The organism is Stenotrophomonas sp. C9D9, from assembly GCF_056491205.1.
Genome location: NZ_JBSZIF010000004.1, coordinates 1,313,057 through 1,328,650, shown reverse-complemented (window position 1 = coordinate 1,328,650; position 15,594 = coordinate 1,313,057). Strand labels below are relative to the sequence as shown.

Here is a 15,594-nt window from a genome sequence, read left to right as displayed (position 1 = left end):
CTCAACCCGGGAACGGCACGGCCTGCAGCAGGGCGGCGACCACGTCGTCGGCACGCTTCTGCTCGGCCTCGGCGGCGAACGACAGCAGCAGGCGATGACGCATCACCGGCGCGGCCAGTGTCTGCACATCCTCGCGGGTGGCGGCGAAACGACCCTGCAGCAACGCGCGTGCCTTCGCCGCCAGCACCAGCGACTGCCCGGCGCGCGGGCCGGCGCCCCACTTCACCCACTGGTTGATCGCCGCCGGTGCGCCTTCGCCTGGACGGCTGGCGCGCACCAGACGGGTGATCCAGGCCAGCACATCAGGGCTGACATGCACCTGGCGTACTGCGGCCTGCAGCGCGATCACCGCTTCGGCATCCATCACCTTCGGCACCGCGTCGGTGGCACCGCCGGTGGTCTGCTCCAGGATCTGCCGTTCCTCGTCCTCGCTGGGGTAATCCACCAGCACGTGCAGCAGGAAGCGATCGAGCTGTGCCTCCGGCAGCGGGTAGGTACCAGCCTGCTCGATCGGGTTCTGCGTGGCCAGCACGAAGAACGGCGCGGGCAATGCGTAGGTGGTGCCGGCGTAGCTGACCGTGCGCTCCTGCATCGCTTCCAGCAGCGCGGCCTGGGTCTTGGGCGGGGTGCGGTTGAGTTCGTCGGCCAGCAGCAGATGGGTGAAGATCGGGCCCTGCTGGAAGCGGAAATGGCGATGGCCGGTGCCGTGGTCTTCCTCCAGCAGCTCGGTGCCGAGGATGTCGCTGGGCATCAGGTCGGGGGTGAACTGCACGCGCCGGAACTGCAGTTCCAGCGCTTGCCCGAGCGAGCGCACCAGCAGGGTCTTGCCGAGCCCCGGCGCGCCTTCCAGCAGGCAGTGGCCGCCGGCCAGCAGGCCGATCAGCAGCTGCTCGACCACGGTGTGCTGGCCCACCACGGCGCGTGCGAGCGCGGCGCGCAGCGCATCCAGGCGCGGCAACAGGGAGTCGAGGTCGGGGGAGGTCATGGGCGTGCAGGTCCTATCAATTGTTCAACGCGTACATCACGATGTTGACGCCGAAGCGGGTGTTGTCTTCGGCCAGGAAACGCTTGTTGCGCCAGTCGTAGTCCCACTCGCAGCCGTAGTCCTTGTTGCTGTACAGCAGGCCCAGGCGGCCGTCGACCTCGATGCCCTTCAGGTAGTCGTGCACCAGGTCGTCGCCCCAGCCGTTGAGTTCGAAGCTGGTGGCGGGCGGGCCATCCGGGAAGCGGAAGAAACTGCGGTACAGCGCGTGGCTGTTGGGCAGCTTCTGCAATGCCTTCGGACCGAACAGGCGGCCCATCTGTGCCTCGAACGAGGTGGCGAACAGCCCATCGATATCATGGTTGCAGTCGTCGACGAAGACGAAGCCGCCATTGCGCACGTAGCGCACGAAGTTCTGCCGCTCGGCGGCATTGAACTCCACCAGCGTGTGCCCGGCCAGGTAGCAGAACGGCGCTTCCAGCATGCGCGGGTCGGCCAGCGCCACCACGTGTTCCTGCGGGTCCACGCGCAGCGAGGTGTAATCAATCAGCGAGGTGATCAGGTTGGACGGCATGCGCGCGTCCACGTCCCAGTCACCGGAGTCGTACTGCAGGCGGGTGAACCAGAAGTCGTAGCGCGAACTGCGCGGGCCTGACTGCGCCCAGGCTGGCAGCGCCGCCGCCGAAGCGGCAGCGGCCAACCAGCGCAGGCAGGCCCGGCGATCCATCAGACGGCGTCGGACAGCGAGGTGAAGGTGAAATCGCGCAGCTTCATCGGCGGGATCATCATCACGTAGCTGGATTCATCACCGGCCACGCGCACCGGCTTGCCCAGCTCCTCGATGTTGTTGAGCATGATCACCGGCGACTCGTTGAATCGGAAGTTCTTCACCGGGTGCTTGATCTGGCCGTTCTCGATGTAGAAGGTGCCGTCGCGGGTCAGGCCGGTCAGCAGCACGGTCTGCGGATCGACCATGCGGATGTACCAGGTACGGGTGACCAGGATGCCCTTCTGGGTACCGCGCACCAGCTCGGCGGTGCTCTTGTCGCCACCGCTCATCAGCAGGTTGCCCGGCGAGGCCTTGGCGGTCTTGCCCTGCTTCTGCGCCCAGAAGCGCGAGTAGTCCAGGTTGGCGACCTTGCCGTTCTCGATGATGGCCATGCGCTCGCGCGGCAGGCCTTCGTTGTCCCACGGCAGCACCGGTGCGTCCGGATGCCACGGGTCGGCGATCATGGTCACGCGCGGGTCGTAGACCTGCTCGCCCAGCTTGTTGCCACCGCCCTTCTTCGACAGGAAGCTGCGGCCTTCATCGGCCGAGCGTGCGCTGAAGAAGTTCATCATGAAGCTGATCAGGCCCGCGGCCGCGGCCGGCTCCAGGATCACCGTGTACTTGCCCGGCTCCAGCGCCTTGGCTTCGGCCGATTCGGTGGCCTTGCGCATGGCGATGCGGATGTCCTGGTCGGCCTTGAAGTCGGCGGCATCCTTCAGGTTGCGGCCGACCCAGCCCGAACCGCGGCCATCTTCGGTGCGCACGGTGCAGGTGTAATCGAAGTTGGTGGTGCGCTGGTAGGCGAAGTTGCCGTTGCTGTTGGCGGTGGCCTGGAAGCCCTGGCCGTCCTCGAGGAAGCCGGCGGCGACCAAGCCGTGGCCACGGCACGGGGCGATCGAATCGGCGGCGACCTTGGCGCGGAACGCCGGATCGATCGCAGCGGTGGATTCGCTGAAGGTCGGGCTGGCGCGGTAGCTCTGCTTGCCGATGGCCGGCATGAACTCAGGGTTTTCCGGGGCCAGGCGCGCCAGGTCTTCGGCTCGGCGCACCACGCGTTCCAGCGCGGCATCGTCGAACTCATTGATCGAGGCCGTGCCGACGCGCTTGCCGAAGGCGACGGTGACCGCCAGCTCGGTGTTGTCGACGATGCCGCTGGTGGAGACATTGTTCAGCGCGAAACGGATGTTGCCGCTGATCGCGCCGGCCAGCACGGCGGTGCACTCGTCGGCCTTGGACAGGGCGATGACCTTGTCGAGGATGGCCTTGGCCTGGGCTTCGGTGAAGATACTCATGGTGTAAGGGCTCCTGACCGGTCAGCCGAGGCTGCGCGCGGTGTTGATGACGTTGATGCCGTTGAAGCGCGCGGTCGACGAACCGTGCGAGACCGCCGAGACCTGGCCGGGCTGGCCCTTGCCGTCGAAGAACGAACCGCCCAGGCGGTAGTCGCGCTCGTCGGCCACGGCGGTGCAGGCATTCCAGAACTCCGGCGTGCGGATCTGGTAGGCCACGTCTTCCAGCATGCGGGTGATCTGGCCGTTCTTGATCTCGTAGAACAGCTGGCCGCCGAACTGCGCGTTGTAGCGCTGCTGGTCGATCGAGAACGAGCCGTCACCGATGATGTAGATGCCGTTCTCCACGTCCTTGATCAGGTCGGGCACGCTCAGCGGCTTCTTGCCCGGTGCCATCGACACGTTGGCCATGCGCTGGAACTGCACGCTGGACCACGAGTCGGCATAGCAGCAGCCGTCGGACTCGGTCTTGCCGAGGATGTGGGCCTGGTCGCGGATGGTCTGGTAGTCCACCAGCTTGCCGTTGCTGATCAGGTCCCAGCGCTTGCACTTCACGCCTTCGTCGTCGTACGCCACCGCGCCGAGGCTGCCCGGCTGGGTCTTGTCGGCGAAGATGTTGACCAGCTCGCTGCCATACTGGAAATGCTGTTCGCGCTTGTCCAGGGTGGCGAAGCTGGTGCCGGCGTAGTTGGCCTCGTAGCCGAGCACGCGGTCCAGTTCCAGTGGGTGGCCGATCGATTCGTGGATGGTCAGCCAGGTGTGCGACGGATCGAGCACCAGGTCGTACTTGCCCGGCTTCACCGACGGTGCCTTCAGCTTTTCCTGCGCCTGCCTGGCGGCGGCGATGGCGTCTTCCTTCATGTCGTAGGAAGAACTGTAGTTGACCACGCCATTGGGGCTGACCACCTTGCCGGCGGCGGCGCCATCCAGGTACTCGTAGCCCAGGCCCATCGGCGAGGACAGGCCCGAGCGGGTGCGGAACTTGCCGCTGGTCTTGTCGATGGCGGTGACCGTCATCGGCGCCCAGATGCGGTGCACGTCCTGGTCGATGTAGGAACCATCGGTGGAAGCGAAGTACTTCTGCTCGTTGACCAGGAACAGCATCGAATTGACGAAGCTGGCACCGGCGCCCATCGCGGCGGCGTTGACGTCCAGCAGCAGGCCGACCTTGTCCTTGATCGGCACCTCCATCGCATTCTTGCGGATCGGCGTGCGCCAGCTCACCTCACCCACGCCCGGCGCCTTGGCCAGCTGTACGGGGGCGGTCTGCACGCCGGCATTGGCCTTGGCGATCGCCGCGGCCTGCTGCGCGGCCTTGGCCACGTCGGCGGTGCCCAGCGCATTGGTGGCGGCGAAGCCCCAGGCACCGTTGACGATCACGCGGATGCCCACGCCGGTGGACTCGGTGTTCACCACGTTCTGCACCTTGTCCTCGCGGGTGATCACGAACTGCCGCAGGTAGCGGCCGATGCGCACGTCGCAGTAGGTGGCACCGGCGCTGCGCGCGGCCTGCAGGGCGGCGTCGGCCAGGCGCTTCTTCAGCGCCGGGTCGAGGCTGGACTGCAGCTGTTCGGCGGCGATCACCTTGCCGAAGAAGGAGGGCACGATCAGCCCGCCCGCGGTAAGCCCGGTCAGGGCCAGGAAGTCACGTCTTTGCAAGGCTGCTCTCCATGTCGAAGGATGGGTGGCTCAAGCGCCGAGACTGCGCGCGGTGTTGATGATGTTGATGCCGTTGAAGCGGGTGGTGGACGAACCGTGCGAGACCGCCGAGACCTGGCCGGGCTGGCCCTTGCCGTCGAAGAACGAACCGCCCAGGCGGAAGTCACGCTCATCGCAGATGGCGGTGCAGGCATTCCAGAATTCCGGCGTGCGGATCTGGTAGGCCGCATCCTCGACCATGCCGGCGATCTTTCCGTCCTTGATCTGGTAGTACAGCTGGCCGCCGAACTGCGCGTTGTAGCGTTGCTGGTCGATCGAATACGAACCGCGGCCGTGGATGTAGATGCCGTTCTCCACGTCCTTGATCATGTCCTCGACGCTGAGCGGCTGCTTGCCCGGCGCCAGCGAGACATTGGCCATGCGCTGGAACTGCACGCTGGACCAGGAATCGGCATAGCTGCAGCCATGCGATGCATCGCGGCCGAGGATGTGGGCTTCATCACGGGTGGCCTGGTAATCGACCAGGATGCCGTCGCGCACCAGGTCCCAGCGCTGGGTCTTGACGCCTTCGTCGTCGTAGCCGACTGCACCGAGGCTGCCGGGCTGGGTCTTGTCGGCGAAGAAGGTGACGATGTCGCTGCCCCAGCGGAAACCGGCATCGCGCTTGTCCAGCGTGGCGAAGCTGGTCCCGGCGTAGTTGGCTTCGTAGCCGAGCACGCGGTCCAGCTCCAGCGGGTGGCCGACGTTCTCGTGGATGGTCAGGAACAGGTTGGACGGGTCCAGCACCAGGTCGTACTTGCCGGGCTTCACCGACGGCGCCTTCAGTTTCTCGCGCGCGTGGCGGGCGGCCGCAATGGCGTCCTCGACCGGGTCGTAGGAATCGCGGTAAGCGGTGATGCCACCGGGCAGGTGTACCTTGCCGCGCGCATCGCCATCAAGGAACTCGTAGCCCATGCCCATCGGCGACGACAGGCCGGCACGGGTGCGGAACTTGCCGCTGGCCTTGTCGATGGCGGTGGCGGTGAACGGCAACCAGATGCGGTGGATGTCCTGGTCGATGAACGAGCCGTCGCTGGACGCGAAGTACTTCTGTTCGTTGACCAGGAACAGGGTGGAATTGATGTAGTCGGCGCCCGCATTCAGCGCGGCGGCATTGAGTGCCAGCAGCAGCTCGACCTTGTCCTGGATCGGCACCGCCATCGCGTTCCTGCGGACGGGCGTCTGCCAGCGCACCTCACCGACCGAGGGCGTCGGCGCCAGCTGCACCGGCCGGGTCTGGATGCTGGCGTTGGCACGGGCGATTGCCGCAGCCTGCTCGACCGCAGCGCGCACGGCGGCCTCGGTCTGCTGATGGGTCGCGGCAAATCCCCAGGCACCGTTGACGATCACCCGCACGCCCACGCCGGACGATTCCCGGTTGGTCACATTGCCGACCTGGTGCTCGCGGGTGATGACCGATTGGTTGAGGTAGCGGCCGATGCGCACATCGCAGTAGCTGGCCTTGGCCGTGCGTGCGGTGGCCAGCGCCACGTCCGCCAGGCGCCTGCGCTGGAGGGTGTCGACCGGGGCGAGCAGTTGCTCGGCGGCGATGGCACGGGAATGCGGCAGCAGCAGGCCCGCCAGGCCCAGACCGGAAAAAGCCAGGAACTCACGTCGTTGCACAGCGTTTCTCTCTCTCGCTTGCGTGCGGCCGGCAACAGGCCGAGCCGATCACGTCAACTGCCTGACTTTCGCCAGCGCAGCGCGTCCGGGCAAGTGACTGCAGTCATGGTTGGGGAGGGTTTCGGCAGGGCTTGCAGCCCTGCACCTGCTCAGAGCCGGAGCAACAGCAACAGCGGGCATTCCGTGGGTTGGCGGGGCGGTGTGGGTGGGCAGGACACGCCGTAAACCCATCCATGGGGGTTCGATGGCGCCATCCATGGCGCCAACGGTCCTGCCCACCCACACCGCCCCACCTCTGACAGATCGTTGCGGCTGTTGGTGGGTGTCGACCTTGGTCGACACATCTGTCAGATATCGAAATGAATCCGGGGTCAGATCCGTTTTCCTGCGGAAAACGGATCTGACCCCGAGAGCCGGTCCAACAGACCGCAGAAAACTGTCGAAGGCGGGGTGGGTCCGGTTGCGGGGGCGTAAGCGCCATGGATGGCGCGACCGAGCCTCCAGGGACGGATTCACGGCGTCCCCCGCAACCGGACCCACCCTGCCATCCCACGGAATGCCAGCTTTTGACGTTGCTTCGGCCTTTGCCGTTGCTCCTGCGGGTGCAGGGCTGCAAGCCCTGCAGACACCCCCTCATGCACAATGGGGCCGACCCCGCCTGGACACCGTCCTGATGTCGAGCAAGCCGTATTCAGAAGCCTGCGAGCGCAACCGCGAACCGATCGCCGCCGCACTCGACCCGTGGATGGGCGACCGTCACCGGCTGCTGGAAATCGGCAGTGGTACCGGCCAGCATGCGGCCTTCTTCGCCGAGCATTGGCCGTGGCTGCGCTGGCAGCCCAGCGACCATCCGGACCATCTGCCGGGCATCGAGGCCTGGCGCGCGGAGGCAGCGCTGCTGAACCTGCTGCCGCCGGTGGCACTGCAGGTGGAGCTGCCGCCGGCGACCGGCCTGAGCCTGCCGGAAGGCAGCATGTTCGACGCCGCATTCAGTGCCAACACACTGCACATCATGAGCTGGGAGCACGTGCAGGCGCTGTTCGCCGCGCTGCCACCGGTGCTGCGGCATGGTGCGCTGCTGGCGGTGTACGGCCCGTTCAACTACGGTGGCCGCTACACCAGCGACAGCAACGCGCAGTTCGATGCCTGGCTGAAGGCGCGCGACCCGCGCAGCGGCATCCGCGATAGCGAAGCGGTACAGGCGCTGGCCGCCGACCACGGATTCACCCGCCTGGGCGATGTGGCGATGCCGGCCAACAACCGGTTGCTGCTGTGGCGGCTGGGGTGAACCGCCAGTAGTGCCGGCCGCTGGCCGGCAACCGAGCGCCAGGATGGCTGCCGGCCAGCGGCCGGCACTCCCTGTTCCGCGGCGTTACGCCACCTGCACGATATGCAGCGCCTTCGGGTTGCGCCACTGCGCCAGCAGGGCGGCTTCGCGCGCCTTGGCCTGCTCGAAATGCGCTTCCTTGACGTGGCCGAAGCCGCGGATGTGCTCGGGCACGCTGGCGATCTCCACCGCCAGCGCCAGGCGGTCGTCATCCAGGCCGTCCAGCAGCAGCTGCACGGTGGCTTCGTAATCGCCGATCAGCTTGCGTTCCATGCGGCGTTCCCCGGTGCGTCCGAACACGTCGAAGCGGCCACCACGCAGGAACTTCAGCCTGGCCAGCAGGCCGAAGGCCTTGAACATCCACGGGCCGTATTCCTTTTTCAGCAACCGGCCCTGCTCGTCCTTCTTGGCGAACAGCGGCGGCGCCAGGTGGAAGCGCAGCTGGTAATCGCCTTCGAACTGCTGCTGCAGACGGCGCTGGAAGTCGCCGCTGGTGTACAGGCGGGCCACTTCGTACTCGTCCTTGTAGGCCATCAGCTTGAACAGGTAGCGGGCCACGGTCTCGGTCAGCGCGGTGGAACCGCCGATGCGGTCGGCTTCGGCGGCGCGCACGCGCTCGACCAGGCTGCGGTAGCGGTTGGCGTAGGCAGCGTCCTGGTACTCGACCAGGAACGCGGCGCGGCGCTCGATCATTTCATCCAGCGAGCGCGACAGGCGGGCGTCGTCCAGCGGCAGGAACGCAACATCGCCACCGTGCGAGGGCAGGCCACGCAGTTCGCGTTCGTCGCCGGTATTGCGCGGCGCCGCAGTGGCGCCCCATTCGTTGCCCTCCCACTCGCCCGGCGGCAGCGGATGCAGCGGACCCGGGGTGGATTCGGTATCGGTGTGGCGGTTGCGCACCAGGCCCGCGGCCTGCTGCACGGCCTGCGGGTCGACCACGGCCAGGCGGCCCCAGGCGAAGGCCTGCTGGTTCATCGCCACGGCGGCGCCGTTGAGCTCGATGGCGCGCATCAGCGACTCGAACGACAGCGGCACCAGGCCCTGTTGCCACGCGTAGCCGAGGATGAACAGGTTGGCGGCGATCGCATCGCCCAGCAGCGCGGTGGCCAGCTGGGTGGCATCCAGCAGCAGCGGCTCCTGCCCACCCAGTGCCACGCGCACACCGGCCACGATGTCGGCGGCGGGGAACTGCATGTCCGGGCGGGTGGTGAAGGTGCCCGGCATCGCTTCATAGGTGTTCAGCACCACCTGCGAACGGCCGGCGCGCACCTTCGACAGCGCCCAGTAATCGTTGACCACCACCATGTCGCAGCCCAGCACCAGGTCGGCCTCGCCGGCGGCGATGCGCACGGCGTGGATGTCTTCAGGGCGACGGGCAATGCGGATATGCGTGGTCACCGCGCCGCCCTTCTGTGCCAGGCCGGTCTGGTCGAGCACGGTCGCGCCCTTGCCTTCCAGGTGGCCGGCCATGCCCAGCAGCGCACCGATGGTCACCACGCCGGTACCGCCGACGCCGGTGATCAGGATGTTCCAGGGCTGCTCCAGCGTGCCGCGGAGGGACGGTGCCGGCAGGTTGTCCAGCAGCGTGGAGGCATCGCGCTTGCTGCCCTTGCGCGGCTGTCCACCGTGCACGGTGACGAAGCTCGGGCAGAAGCCGTTCACGCACGAATAGTCCTTGTTGCAGTTGGACTGGTCGATCTCGCGCTTGCGCCCGAACTCGGTTTCCTTCGGCAGTACCGACACGCAGAAGCTCTTCTTGCCGCAGTCGCCGCAGCCTTCGCAGACCAGCGAGTTGATCAGCACCCGCTTCTGCGGGTCTTCCAGCTTGCCGCGCTTGCGGCGGCGGCGCTTCTCGGTGGCGCAGGTCTGTTCGTAGATCAGGATCGAAACACCCTTCACCTCGCGCAGGCGCTTCTGCACGTCATCCAGTTCGCTGCGGTCGTGGAACTCGACATCGCTGGGGAAGTGCTCGCGCTGGCCGGTCCACTTGCCGATGTTGTCCGACAGCACCACGATGGTGTGGATGCCTTCGGCGCGCATCTGCTTTGCGATGTCCGGCACGCTCAGCGGGCCGTCCACCGGCTGGCCGCCGGTCATCGCCACCGCATCGTTGTAGAGGATCTTGTAGGTGATGTTGACGCCGGCCGCGACTGCCTGGCGGATCGCCAGCGAACCGCTGTGGAAGTAGGTGCCGTCGCCGAGGTTCTGGAACACGTGCGGGGTGTCGGTGAACGGCGCCTGCCCGGCCCAGGTCACGCCTTCGCCGCCCATGTGGGTGAAGGTGTCGGTGCTGCGGTCCATCCAGGTCACCATGTAATGGCAACCGATGCCGGCCAGCGCGCGCGAGCCTTCCGGCACGTTGGTGGAGGTGTTGTGCGGGCAGCCGGAGCAGTAGTGCGGGACGCGCGGGAAGCTGGCGCGCGGCAGCGCAAGCTCGGCTTCCTTTTCCTGCATCCACTGCAGGCGCTGCTCGATCGACTCGTTGTTGAAGAACTTCTGGATGCGGCGGCCGATCACGCCGGCAATGGTGGCCGGGGTCAGTTCGCCGGTGGATGGCAGGATCCACTCACCGCTCTCGTCGTACTTGCCGACGATCGACGGGCGCTGGCCCCAGCTGGCCGGCCAGTTGAAGAACTGTTCCTTCATCTGGCGCTCGATGAAGGCACGCTTCTCCTCCACCACGATGATGTCTTCCAGGCCCTGCGCGAAGCGCGCGATGCCCTGCGGCTCCAGCGGCCAGGTCATGCCGACCTTGTACACGCGGATGCCGATGTCGGCGCACGCGGCTTCATCCAGGCCCAGGTATTCCAGCGCCTGCAGCACGTCCAGGTAGCTCTTGCCGGTGGTGACGATGCCCAGCCGCGCACGCGGCGCGTCCATCACCACCTTGTCGATGCCGTTGGCGCGGGCGAATGCCTGTGCGGCCTTCACCGCATAGCGGTGCAGGCGCATTTCCTGGTCCAGCGGCGGGTCCGGCCAGCGGATGTTGAGGCCGCCCGAGGGCATTTCGAAGTCTTCCGGCAGCACGATGCGGCGCGCCATCGGGTCGACCTCGACCGAGGCCGACGATTCCACCGTTTCGGCGATTGTCTTGAAGCCGACCCAACGGCCGGTGTAGCGGCTCATCGCCCAGCCCAGCAGGCCCATGTCCAGGATGTCCTGCACGCCGGCCGGATTCAGCACCGGCATCATCGCGCTGACGAACTCATCCTCGCTGCCATGCGGCAGGGTTGAACTGCGGCAGGCATGGTCGTCGGCGGCCAGCGCCAGCACGCCGCCGTAGCGCGAGGTGCCAGCGGCATTGGCGTGCTTGAACACGTCGCCGCAGCGGTCCACGCCCGGGCCCTTGCCGTACCACATGCCGAACACGCCCTGCACGTTGGCGCCGGGGAACAGGTTGGTCTGCTGGGTGCCCCACACCATGGTGGCGCCCAGGTCCTCGTTCAGGCCGGGGGTGAACTTCACCTTGGCCGCGTCCAGGTGCTTGCGCGCGCGCCACAGTTCCAGGTCGAAGCCGCCCAGCGGGCTGCCACGGTAGCCACTGACGAAGCCGGCGCTGTCGATGCCTTCGTGCGCGTCGCGCAGCCGCTGCATCAACGGCAGTTTCACCAGCGCCTGCACGCCACTCAGGTAGATCCGCCCCTCGTTGCGGGTGTACTTGTGGTCGAGCGTGTAGTCACGGTCGATCAGGTCGGCGGAAGAGGGCGAAGTGAGTTGCGCGGTACTGGTCATGGCTGGCCCGGTCAGGATCGGCTGGCACCGGCCGCGTGCAGGCACGCGGCGGGAAAGGCGCGAATTGTAGCAGCGAGGCCCTTCCGCCCCGGCACTCGCGCCGGCGGCCATGCTGGGGTTAGGATCGGGGAGAGAGAGGGAGGCTGCGGTTGCGGCCTGGGGAGAAGGGATGTCAGTTGCAGGAAAGATCCTGGGCAGCATGTTGCTGGTCTCGGGAACGGCCCCGGTGTGGGCCGCGCCGGCGGTGCCGGCACCACAGGAGTTCTACTTCGACAGCGATGCGGCCGCCGTGCCGATGGTCGTGGTCCAGTCCGACGGGGATGAACTGGTGGCGCAGCTGCTCAAGCAGCGCGAGCGCGGCCGGCGTACCGTGGAGGCCACCGTGCAGCTGGCGTCAGTGGCCATTGCGCAGGGCCGCACCGAACTGGGTGAACAGCTGTATCGCGAAGCACTGAAGGATGCGCCGGTGCAGGGCAGCCTGGGCCGTGGCGTGCGCTGGAACTACGGCTGGGACCTGCTGCGGCAGGGCCAGGCCGAGGCGGCCCTGGAGCAATGGCAGGCCGCCGCAGGTGGTTCGCTGAGCAAGCCGGGCTGGTTGCCACCCACCTATGCGCTGGCGCTGTGGCGGGCCGGGCAGAAGCAGGAGGCGGTGCAGTGGTATGCCGCAGCGGTGCGTACCGAGCCGACGCAATGGAGCGACAGCAGCCGCTATGCGCAGTTGTTGCCGTTGTGGCGTGACGACGAGCGCGCCTCGCTGGCGGAAGTGCAGCAGGCCTGGGCGGCCGCCCCGCCGGCCTGGCCCTGAGGGAAGGGGGTTGGCCGGGTTGCACCCGGCACCCGCAGAGGCAACGGCTGGAGCAACAGCAACAGCCGGCTCTGAGCTATCTGTGGCTTGGTCGGGGCGGTCTGGGGCTGCAGGACACGCCGTAAACCCCCCTCCGGGGTCCGGCCCAGCCGCTGGCGGCTGTGCGTTCGGGCGCTTGCGAGGCATGCCTCGCAGGCAAAGCGCCCTCACCCCTGGGGGCTCGATGGCGCCATCCATGGCGCCAACGGTCCTGCAGCCCCAGACCGCCCCGACCCCGACAGGTTCTCGGCGACGGTGGGTAGATCCACGCCATGCGTGGATGCATCCGCATCGGAATCAACTATTCGATATCTGATCGAAATGCAGCCGAGCGTGGGCTCGGCTCTACAAAAAGCAGCCAGCCAAGCGCTTTTGCTTTTGCTCTTCTACTTTCTTCTACGTGGATGGACGCCCCGGGAACTGTCAGAGGCCGGGCGGGTAGGCTGCGCAGGGGCGTGAGCCGCATGGATGCGGCGATCGAGCTTACAGGGACGTACTTGCAGCGCCCCCTGCGCAGCCTACCCGGCATTTGCGTTGAGCGACCAGCCACGAGGGGCTGCGCCGTTCGCGGGAACCTCAGTCGTCCGCGGAAACCGTCCGCCCCGACGCCCACGCCCGCAATGCCTCGACCTGCTCGGCCATCAGCACCGACAGCGGCCGCGTCGCACGGATCTCGTTCATCAGCAGCTCGGTATCCAGCGGCCGGCCTTCGGCGTGCGCCGCATACAGCCCGGCCACGATCGCCTGCTCGATCTCGGCGCCGGAAAAACCATTCGCCGCCGCCGCCAGCGCCGGCAGCGCGAAGTCGTCGCCATTGAGCTGGCGTCGCCCCAGGTGCAGCCGCAGCAGTTCCACGCGCACTTCGGGGGTGGGCAGGTCGACGAAGAAGATCTCGTCGAAGCGGCCCTTGCGCAGCAGTTCGGCGGGCAGCTCGTGCACCTGGTTGGCCGTGGCGACGATGAAGACCGGCGCCTTGCGTTCGGCCATCCAGGTCAGCAGGTAGCCGAGCACGCGGCGCGATACGCCACCGTCCTCGCCACCGCTGGCCAGGCCTTTCTCGATCTCGTCCATCCACAACACGCAGGGCGCCAGCTGCTCGGCCGAGGCCAGCGCCTGGCGCAGGTTGGCCTCGGTCTCGCCGTGGTACTTGTTGTACAGCGCGCCCACGTCCAGGCGCAGCAGCGGTACGCCGAAGCCGGCGGCGGTGGCCTTGGCCAGCATCGATTTGCCGCAGCCCTGCACGCCCAGCAGCAACATGCCGCGCGGCGGGTCCAGGCCGGCCGGTGCCGAGCCGGCGATGAAAGCCACCCGGCGCTGGCTGATCCAGCGCTTGAGCCGGTTGGCGCCGGCCACGTCGCCGAAGCGCGCGCTGTCATGCTCGAAGAACAGGTGGCCGCTGCGGTTGAGCAGCTCGAACTTCAGCCGTGCCAGCTGCGGCAGGTCGTCGTCGCGCAGCGCGCCGTCTGCGTAGATCAGCTGGCGGGCGATGCGGCGGGCATCGACCAGGCTCAGGCCCTGCAGGTTCTTCAGGATCTTCTTCACCGCCTCGCTGTCGACCTCGACGCGGCGGCCGCCGTGCTCGCGCGCATAGGCATCGGCCTCCTCGCGTAGCATCTTCAGCAGGGCATTGGCATCGGGCAGGCGCGGGTTGAAGCGCACCGCCAGCGCTTCCAGCTCGGCCGGCAACTCGACCTTGGCGCCGATCAGCACCAGCACGTGCGGCTCGCTGTGGCGGCGCTGGATCAGGTCGCGCAGCGCGCGCTGGTGGCTGGCATAACCCAGGTAGGGGTGGAAATCGAGCAGCAGGTAGACGCCCCGCTGGTCGGCCTGGCGGATCATCTGCAGGGCGGCGCTGGCATCGGGCGGACCGACCGGCGGGTCCTCGCGGTCCAGGTCGATGCGACGCAGGCCCTCGGTGATGGACCAGCGGTGCAGGGCCCGCCACACGTGCATCAGCGTCTGCCGGAACAGCTCGACGATGCGGCCCTCATCCTGGGTCTCGATCACGATCAGGGGGGTATTGGCGCGGATCAGTGCGCTCAGGTCCTGCAGTTCGCTCATGCCGGTTCGATCCTTCGGGGGCGCCACGATAGCAAAGGCGATGGCCACTGGTTCAGCACGGTGCTACCTCCCGTCACCACCGCCGGTGTACGCTCGGGGCACGTACCCGGAAGCGAGGCTGGCATGAAGACGATCCTGGTGGCCGGTTCCAAGGGCGGGGTGGGCAAGACCACCGTCGCCACCCACCTGGCCGCGTACGCGGCATTGCAGGGCAAGGCCACGGTGATCGCCGATGCCGACCCGCAGGGCTCCAGCACCCGCTGGGCACAACGGCGTGCCGGGCTGGAAAGCGCGGTGCTCCCCATCGATGTGTATCGGAAGAAGCAGTGGGCGCAGAAGCTGCCGGACGGTACCGATACCGTCATCATCGATGCACCAGCCGGTGCGCTGGCCGACGATATCCCCCATTTCCTGGACGCGGCCGACGCCGTGGTGGTGCCGGTGCTGCCCTCGGCACTGGATATCGAAGCCATCGTCGGCTTCCTCAACAGCCTGGCCCAGAACCCGCGCGTGCACAGCCGCAAGCTGCCGGTGGGGCTGGTCCTCAACCGCACCAAACCCTGGACCCAGACCTCGCAGCAGGCGCTGCAGATGCTGGGCGAGTGGCCGTACCCGGTGGTCGCGCAGCTGCGTGACAGCCAGAGCTACGTGGTCATGACCGGCCTGGGCCGCAGCCTGTTCGACTACCGCTCGGCCCAGGTGCGCGAGCACCAGGCCGACTGGGAGCCGCTGCTGTCCTGGTTGAAGCTGTAACGCTGCACGTCTCCACCCTCTTTTCATGGAAACCCGCGATGCGTGAACTGATCCTGCTGCGCCATGCCCATGCCGAACCCGCCGTTTCCGGCCAGGCCGACCTCGACCGGCCGCTGTCGCCGGTAGGGCTCGCCGAGGCCGAAGCCGCCGGCAAGTGGTTGAAGGAAAACAACCTGCTGCCCGACTGCGTGCTGTGCTCGCCGTCGCGACGTACCCGCGAGACTCTGGAAGCGGTGATGACGGCCATCGGCTATGTCGAAAAGCGCCTGGAAGACCGTATCTACGAAGCCACCCCGGGCACCCTGGCGGCGCTGGTGGACGAGCGTCGTGACATGGACCGGGTGCTGATCGTCGGCCACAACCCGGGCCTGGAGCAGCTGGTGGCCCTGATGACCGACGGCACCAGCAGTGACTATCGCGGCATGCCGCCGGGCGGCGTGGCCGTGCTTGGCTTCCCGCGTGAGGCCTCGATCGAACCCGGCGTGGCCAGCCTGAACGCGTTCTGGTGGCCGTGAT

The 15,594-nt window shown here is 67.4% G+C and carries 11 protein-coding genes; 4 read left to right on the top strand and 7 right to left on the bottom strand.

Translation table 11 applies throughout. From position 1 onward, the window contains the following. Position 1: 1 nt before the first annotated feature. Genes ACXI0D_RS11540 through ACXI0D_RS11520 form a run of 5 tightly spaced genes read right to left on the bottom strand, consistent with a single transcriptional unit; the run spans position 2 to position 6,361 of the window. Positions 2-985 carry an AAA family ATPase gene (locus tag ACXI0D_RS11540; protein ID WP_135966738.1) on the bottom strand — a complete coding sequence of 328 codons (984 nt, stop codon included), beginning with the start codon at positions 983-985 and terminating at the stop codon, positions 2-4. 16 nt (positions 986-1,001) lie between these two features. After that, positions 1,002-1,709, bottom strand: a complete 708-nt coding sequence (locus ACXI0D_RS11535; RefSeq protein ID WP_014035491.1) for a DUF4159 domain-containing protein — start codon at positions 1,707-1,709, stop codon at positions 1,002-1,004. Next, complete coding sequence (locus ACXI0D_RS11530) at positions 1,709-3,043, bottom strand: TldD/PmbA family protein (RefSeq protein WP_119007363.1); 1,335 nt, start codon at positions 3,041-3,043, stop codon at positions 1,709-1,711. Before ACXI0D_RS11530 ends, ACXI0D_RS11535 begins: the two co-directional genes overlap by 1 nt. Positions 3,044-3,064: 21 nt before the next feature. Then, complete coding sequence (locus ACXI0D_RS11525) at positions 3,065-4,699, bottom strand: TldD/PmbA family protein (protein WP_014035493.1); 1,635 nt, start codon at positions 4,697-4,699, stop codon at positions 3,065-3,067. A gap of 30 nt (positions 4,700-4,729) precedes the next feature. After that, positions 4,730-6,361 carry a TldD/PmbA family protein gene (locus tag ACXI0D_RS11520; RefSeq protein WP_182474435.1) on the bottom strand — a complete coding sequence of 544 codons (1,632 nt, stop codon included), beginning with the start codon at positions 6,359-6,361 and terminating at the stop codon, positions 4,730-4,732. Positions 6,362-7,034: 673 nt separating this feature from the next. Here ACXI0D_RS11520 and ACXI0D_RS11515 point away from each other — a divergent pair. Next, positions 7,035-7,649, top strand: coding sequence for a DUF938 domain-containing protein (locus ACXI0D_RS11515; RefSeq protein WP_479642589.1), 615 nt, complete (start codon positions 7,035-7,037; stop codon positions 7,647-7,649). A gap of 84 nt (positions 7,650-7,733) precedes the next feature. On the opposite strand, the gene ACXI0D_RS11510 is transcribed toward ACXI0D_RS11515, so the two are convergent. Beyond that, complete coding sequence (locus ACXI0D_RS11510) at positions 7,734-11,420, bottom strand: indolepyruvate ferredoxin oxidoreductase family protein (protein ID WP_119007361.1); 3,687 nt, start codon at positions 11,418-11,420, stop codon at positions 7,734-7,736. A gap of 169 nt (positions 11,421-11,589) precedes the next feature. Here ACXI0D_RS11510 and ACXI0D_RS11505 point away from each other — a divergent pair, with 169 nt between their 5' ends. Beyond that, positions 11,590-12,225 carry a tetratricopeptide repeat protein gene (locus ACXI0D_RS11505; RefSeq protein ID WP_049444419.1) on the top strand — a complete coding sequence of 212 codons (636 nt, stop codon included), beginning with the start codon at positions 11,590-11,592 and terminating at the stop codon, positions 12,223-12,225. Between the two features lie 615 nt (positions 12,226-12,840). On the opposite strand, the gene ACXI0D_RS11500 is transcribed toward ACXI0D_RS11505, so the two are convergent. After that, entirely contained in the window at positions 12,841-14,325 is a 1,485-nt protein-coding gene (locus ACXI0D_RS11500; RefSeq protein ID WP_005420987.1) for an AAA family ATPase, read from the bottom strand. 123 nt (positions 14,326-14,448) lie between these two features. Between ACXI0D_RS11500 and ACXI0D_RS11495 the strand changes: the two genes are divergently transcribed. Then, on the top strand, positions 14,449-15,078 hold the full coding sequence (locus ACXI0D_RS11495) for a ParA family protein (protein WP_010487235.1): 630 nt from the start codon (positions 14,449-14,451) through the stop codon (positions 15,076-15,078). Positions 15,079-15,116: 38 nt separating this feature from the next. Then, positions 15,117-15,593, top strand: coding sequence for a SixA phosphatase family protein (locus ACXI0D_RS11490; protein WP_101764668.1), 477 nt, complete (start codon positions 15,117-15,119; stop codon positions 15,591-15,593). The last annotated feature ends 1 nt before the right edge of the window (position 15,594 follow it).

Excerpts from the sequence above, each read along its gene's own strand:
- ACXI0D_RS11540 (WP_135966738.1), bottom strand. The coding sequence starts at position 985 with ATGACCTCCCCCGACCTCGACTCCCTGTTGCCGCGCCTGGATGCGCTG.
- ACXI0D_RS11535 (WP_014035491.1), bottom strand. The coding sequence starts at position 1,709 with ATGGATCGCCGGGCCTGCCTGCGCTGGTTGGCCGCTGCCGCTTCGGCG.
- ACXI0D_RS11530 (WP_119007363.1), bottom strand. The coding sequence starts at position 3,043 with ATGAGTATCTTCACCGAAGCCCAGGCCAAGGCCATCCTCGACAAGGTC.
- ACXI0D_RS11515 (WP_479642589.1), top strand. The coding sequence starts at position 7,035 with ATGTCGAGCAAGCCGTATTCAGAAGCCTGCGAGCGCAACCGCGAACCG.
- ACXI0D_RS11510 (WP_119007361.1), bottom strand. The coding sequence starts at position 11,420 with ATGACCAGTACCGCGCAACTCACTTCGCCCTCTTCCGCCGACCTGATC.
- ACXI0D_RS11505 (WP_049444419.1), top strand. The coding sequence starts at position 11,590 with ATGTCAGTTGCAGGAAAGATCCTGGGCAGCATGTTGCTGGTCTCGGGA.
- ACXI0D_RS11500 (WP_005420987.1), bottom strand. The coding sequence starts at position 14,325 with ATGAGCGAACTGCAGGACCTGAGCGCACTGATCCGCGCCAATACCCCC.
- ACXI0D_RS11495 (WP_010487235.1), top strand. The coding sequence starts at position 14,449 with ATGAAGACGATCCTGGTGGCCGGTTCCAAGGGCGGGGTGGGCAAGACC.
- ACXI0D_RS11490 (WP_101764668.1), top strand. The coding sequence starts at position 15,117 with ATGCGTGAACTGATCCTGCTGCGCCATGCCCATGCCGAACCCGCCGTT.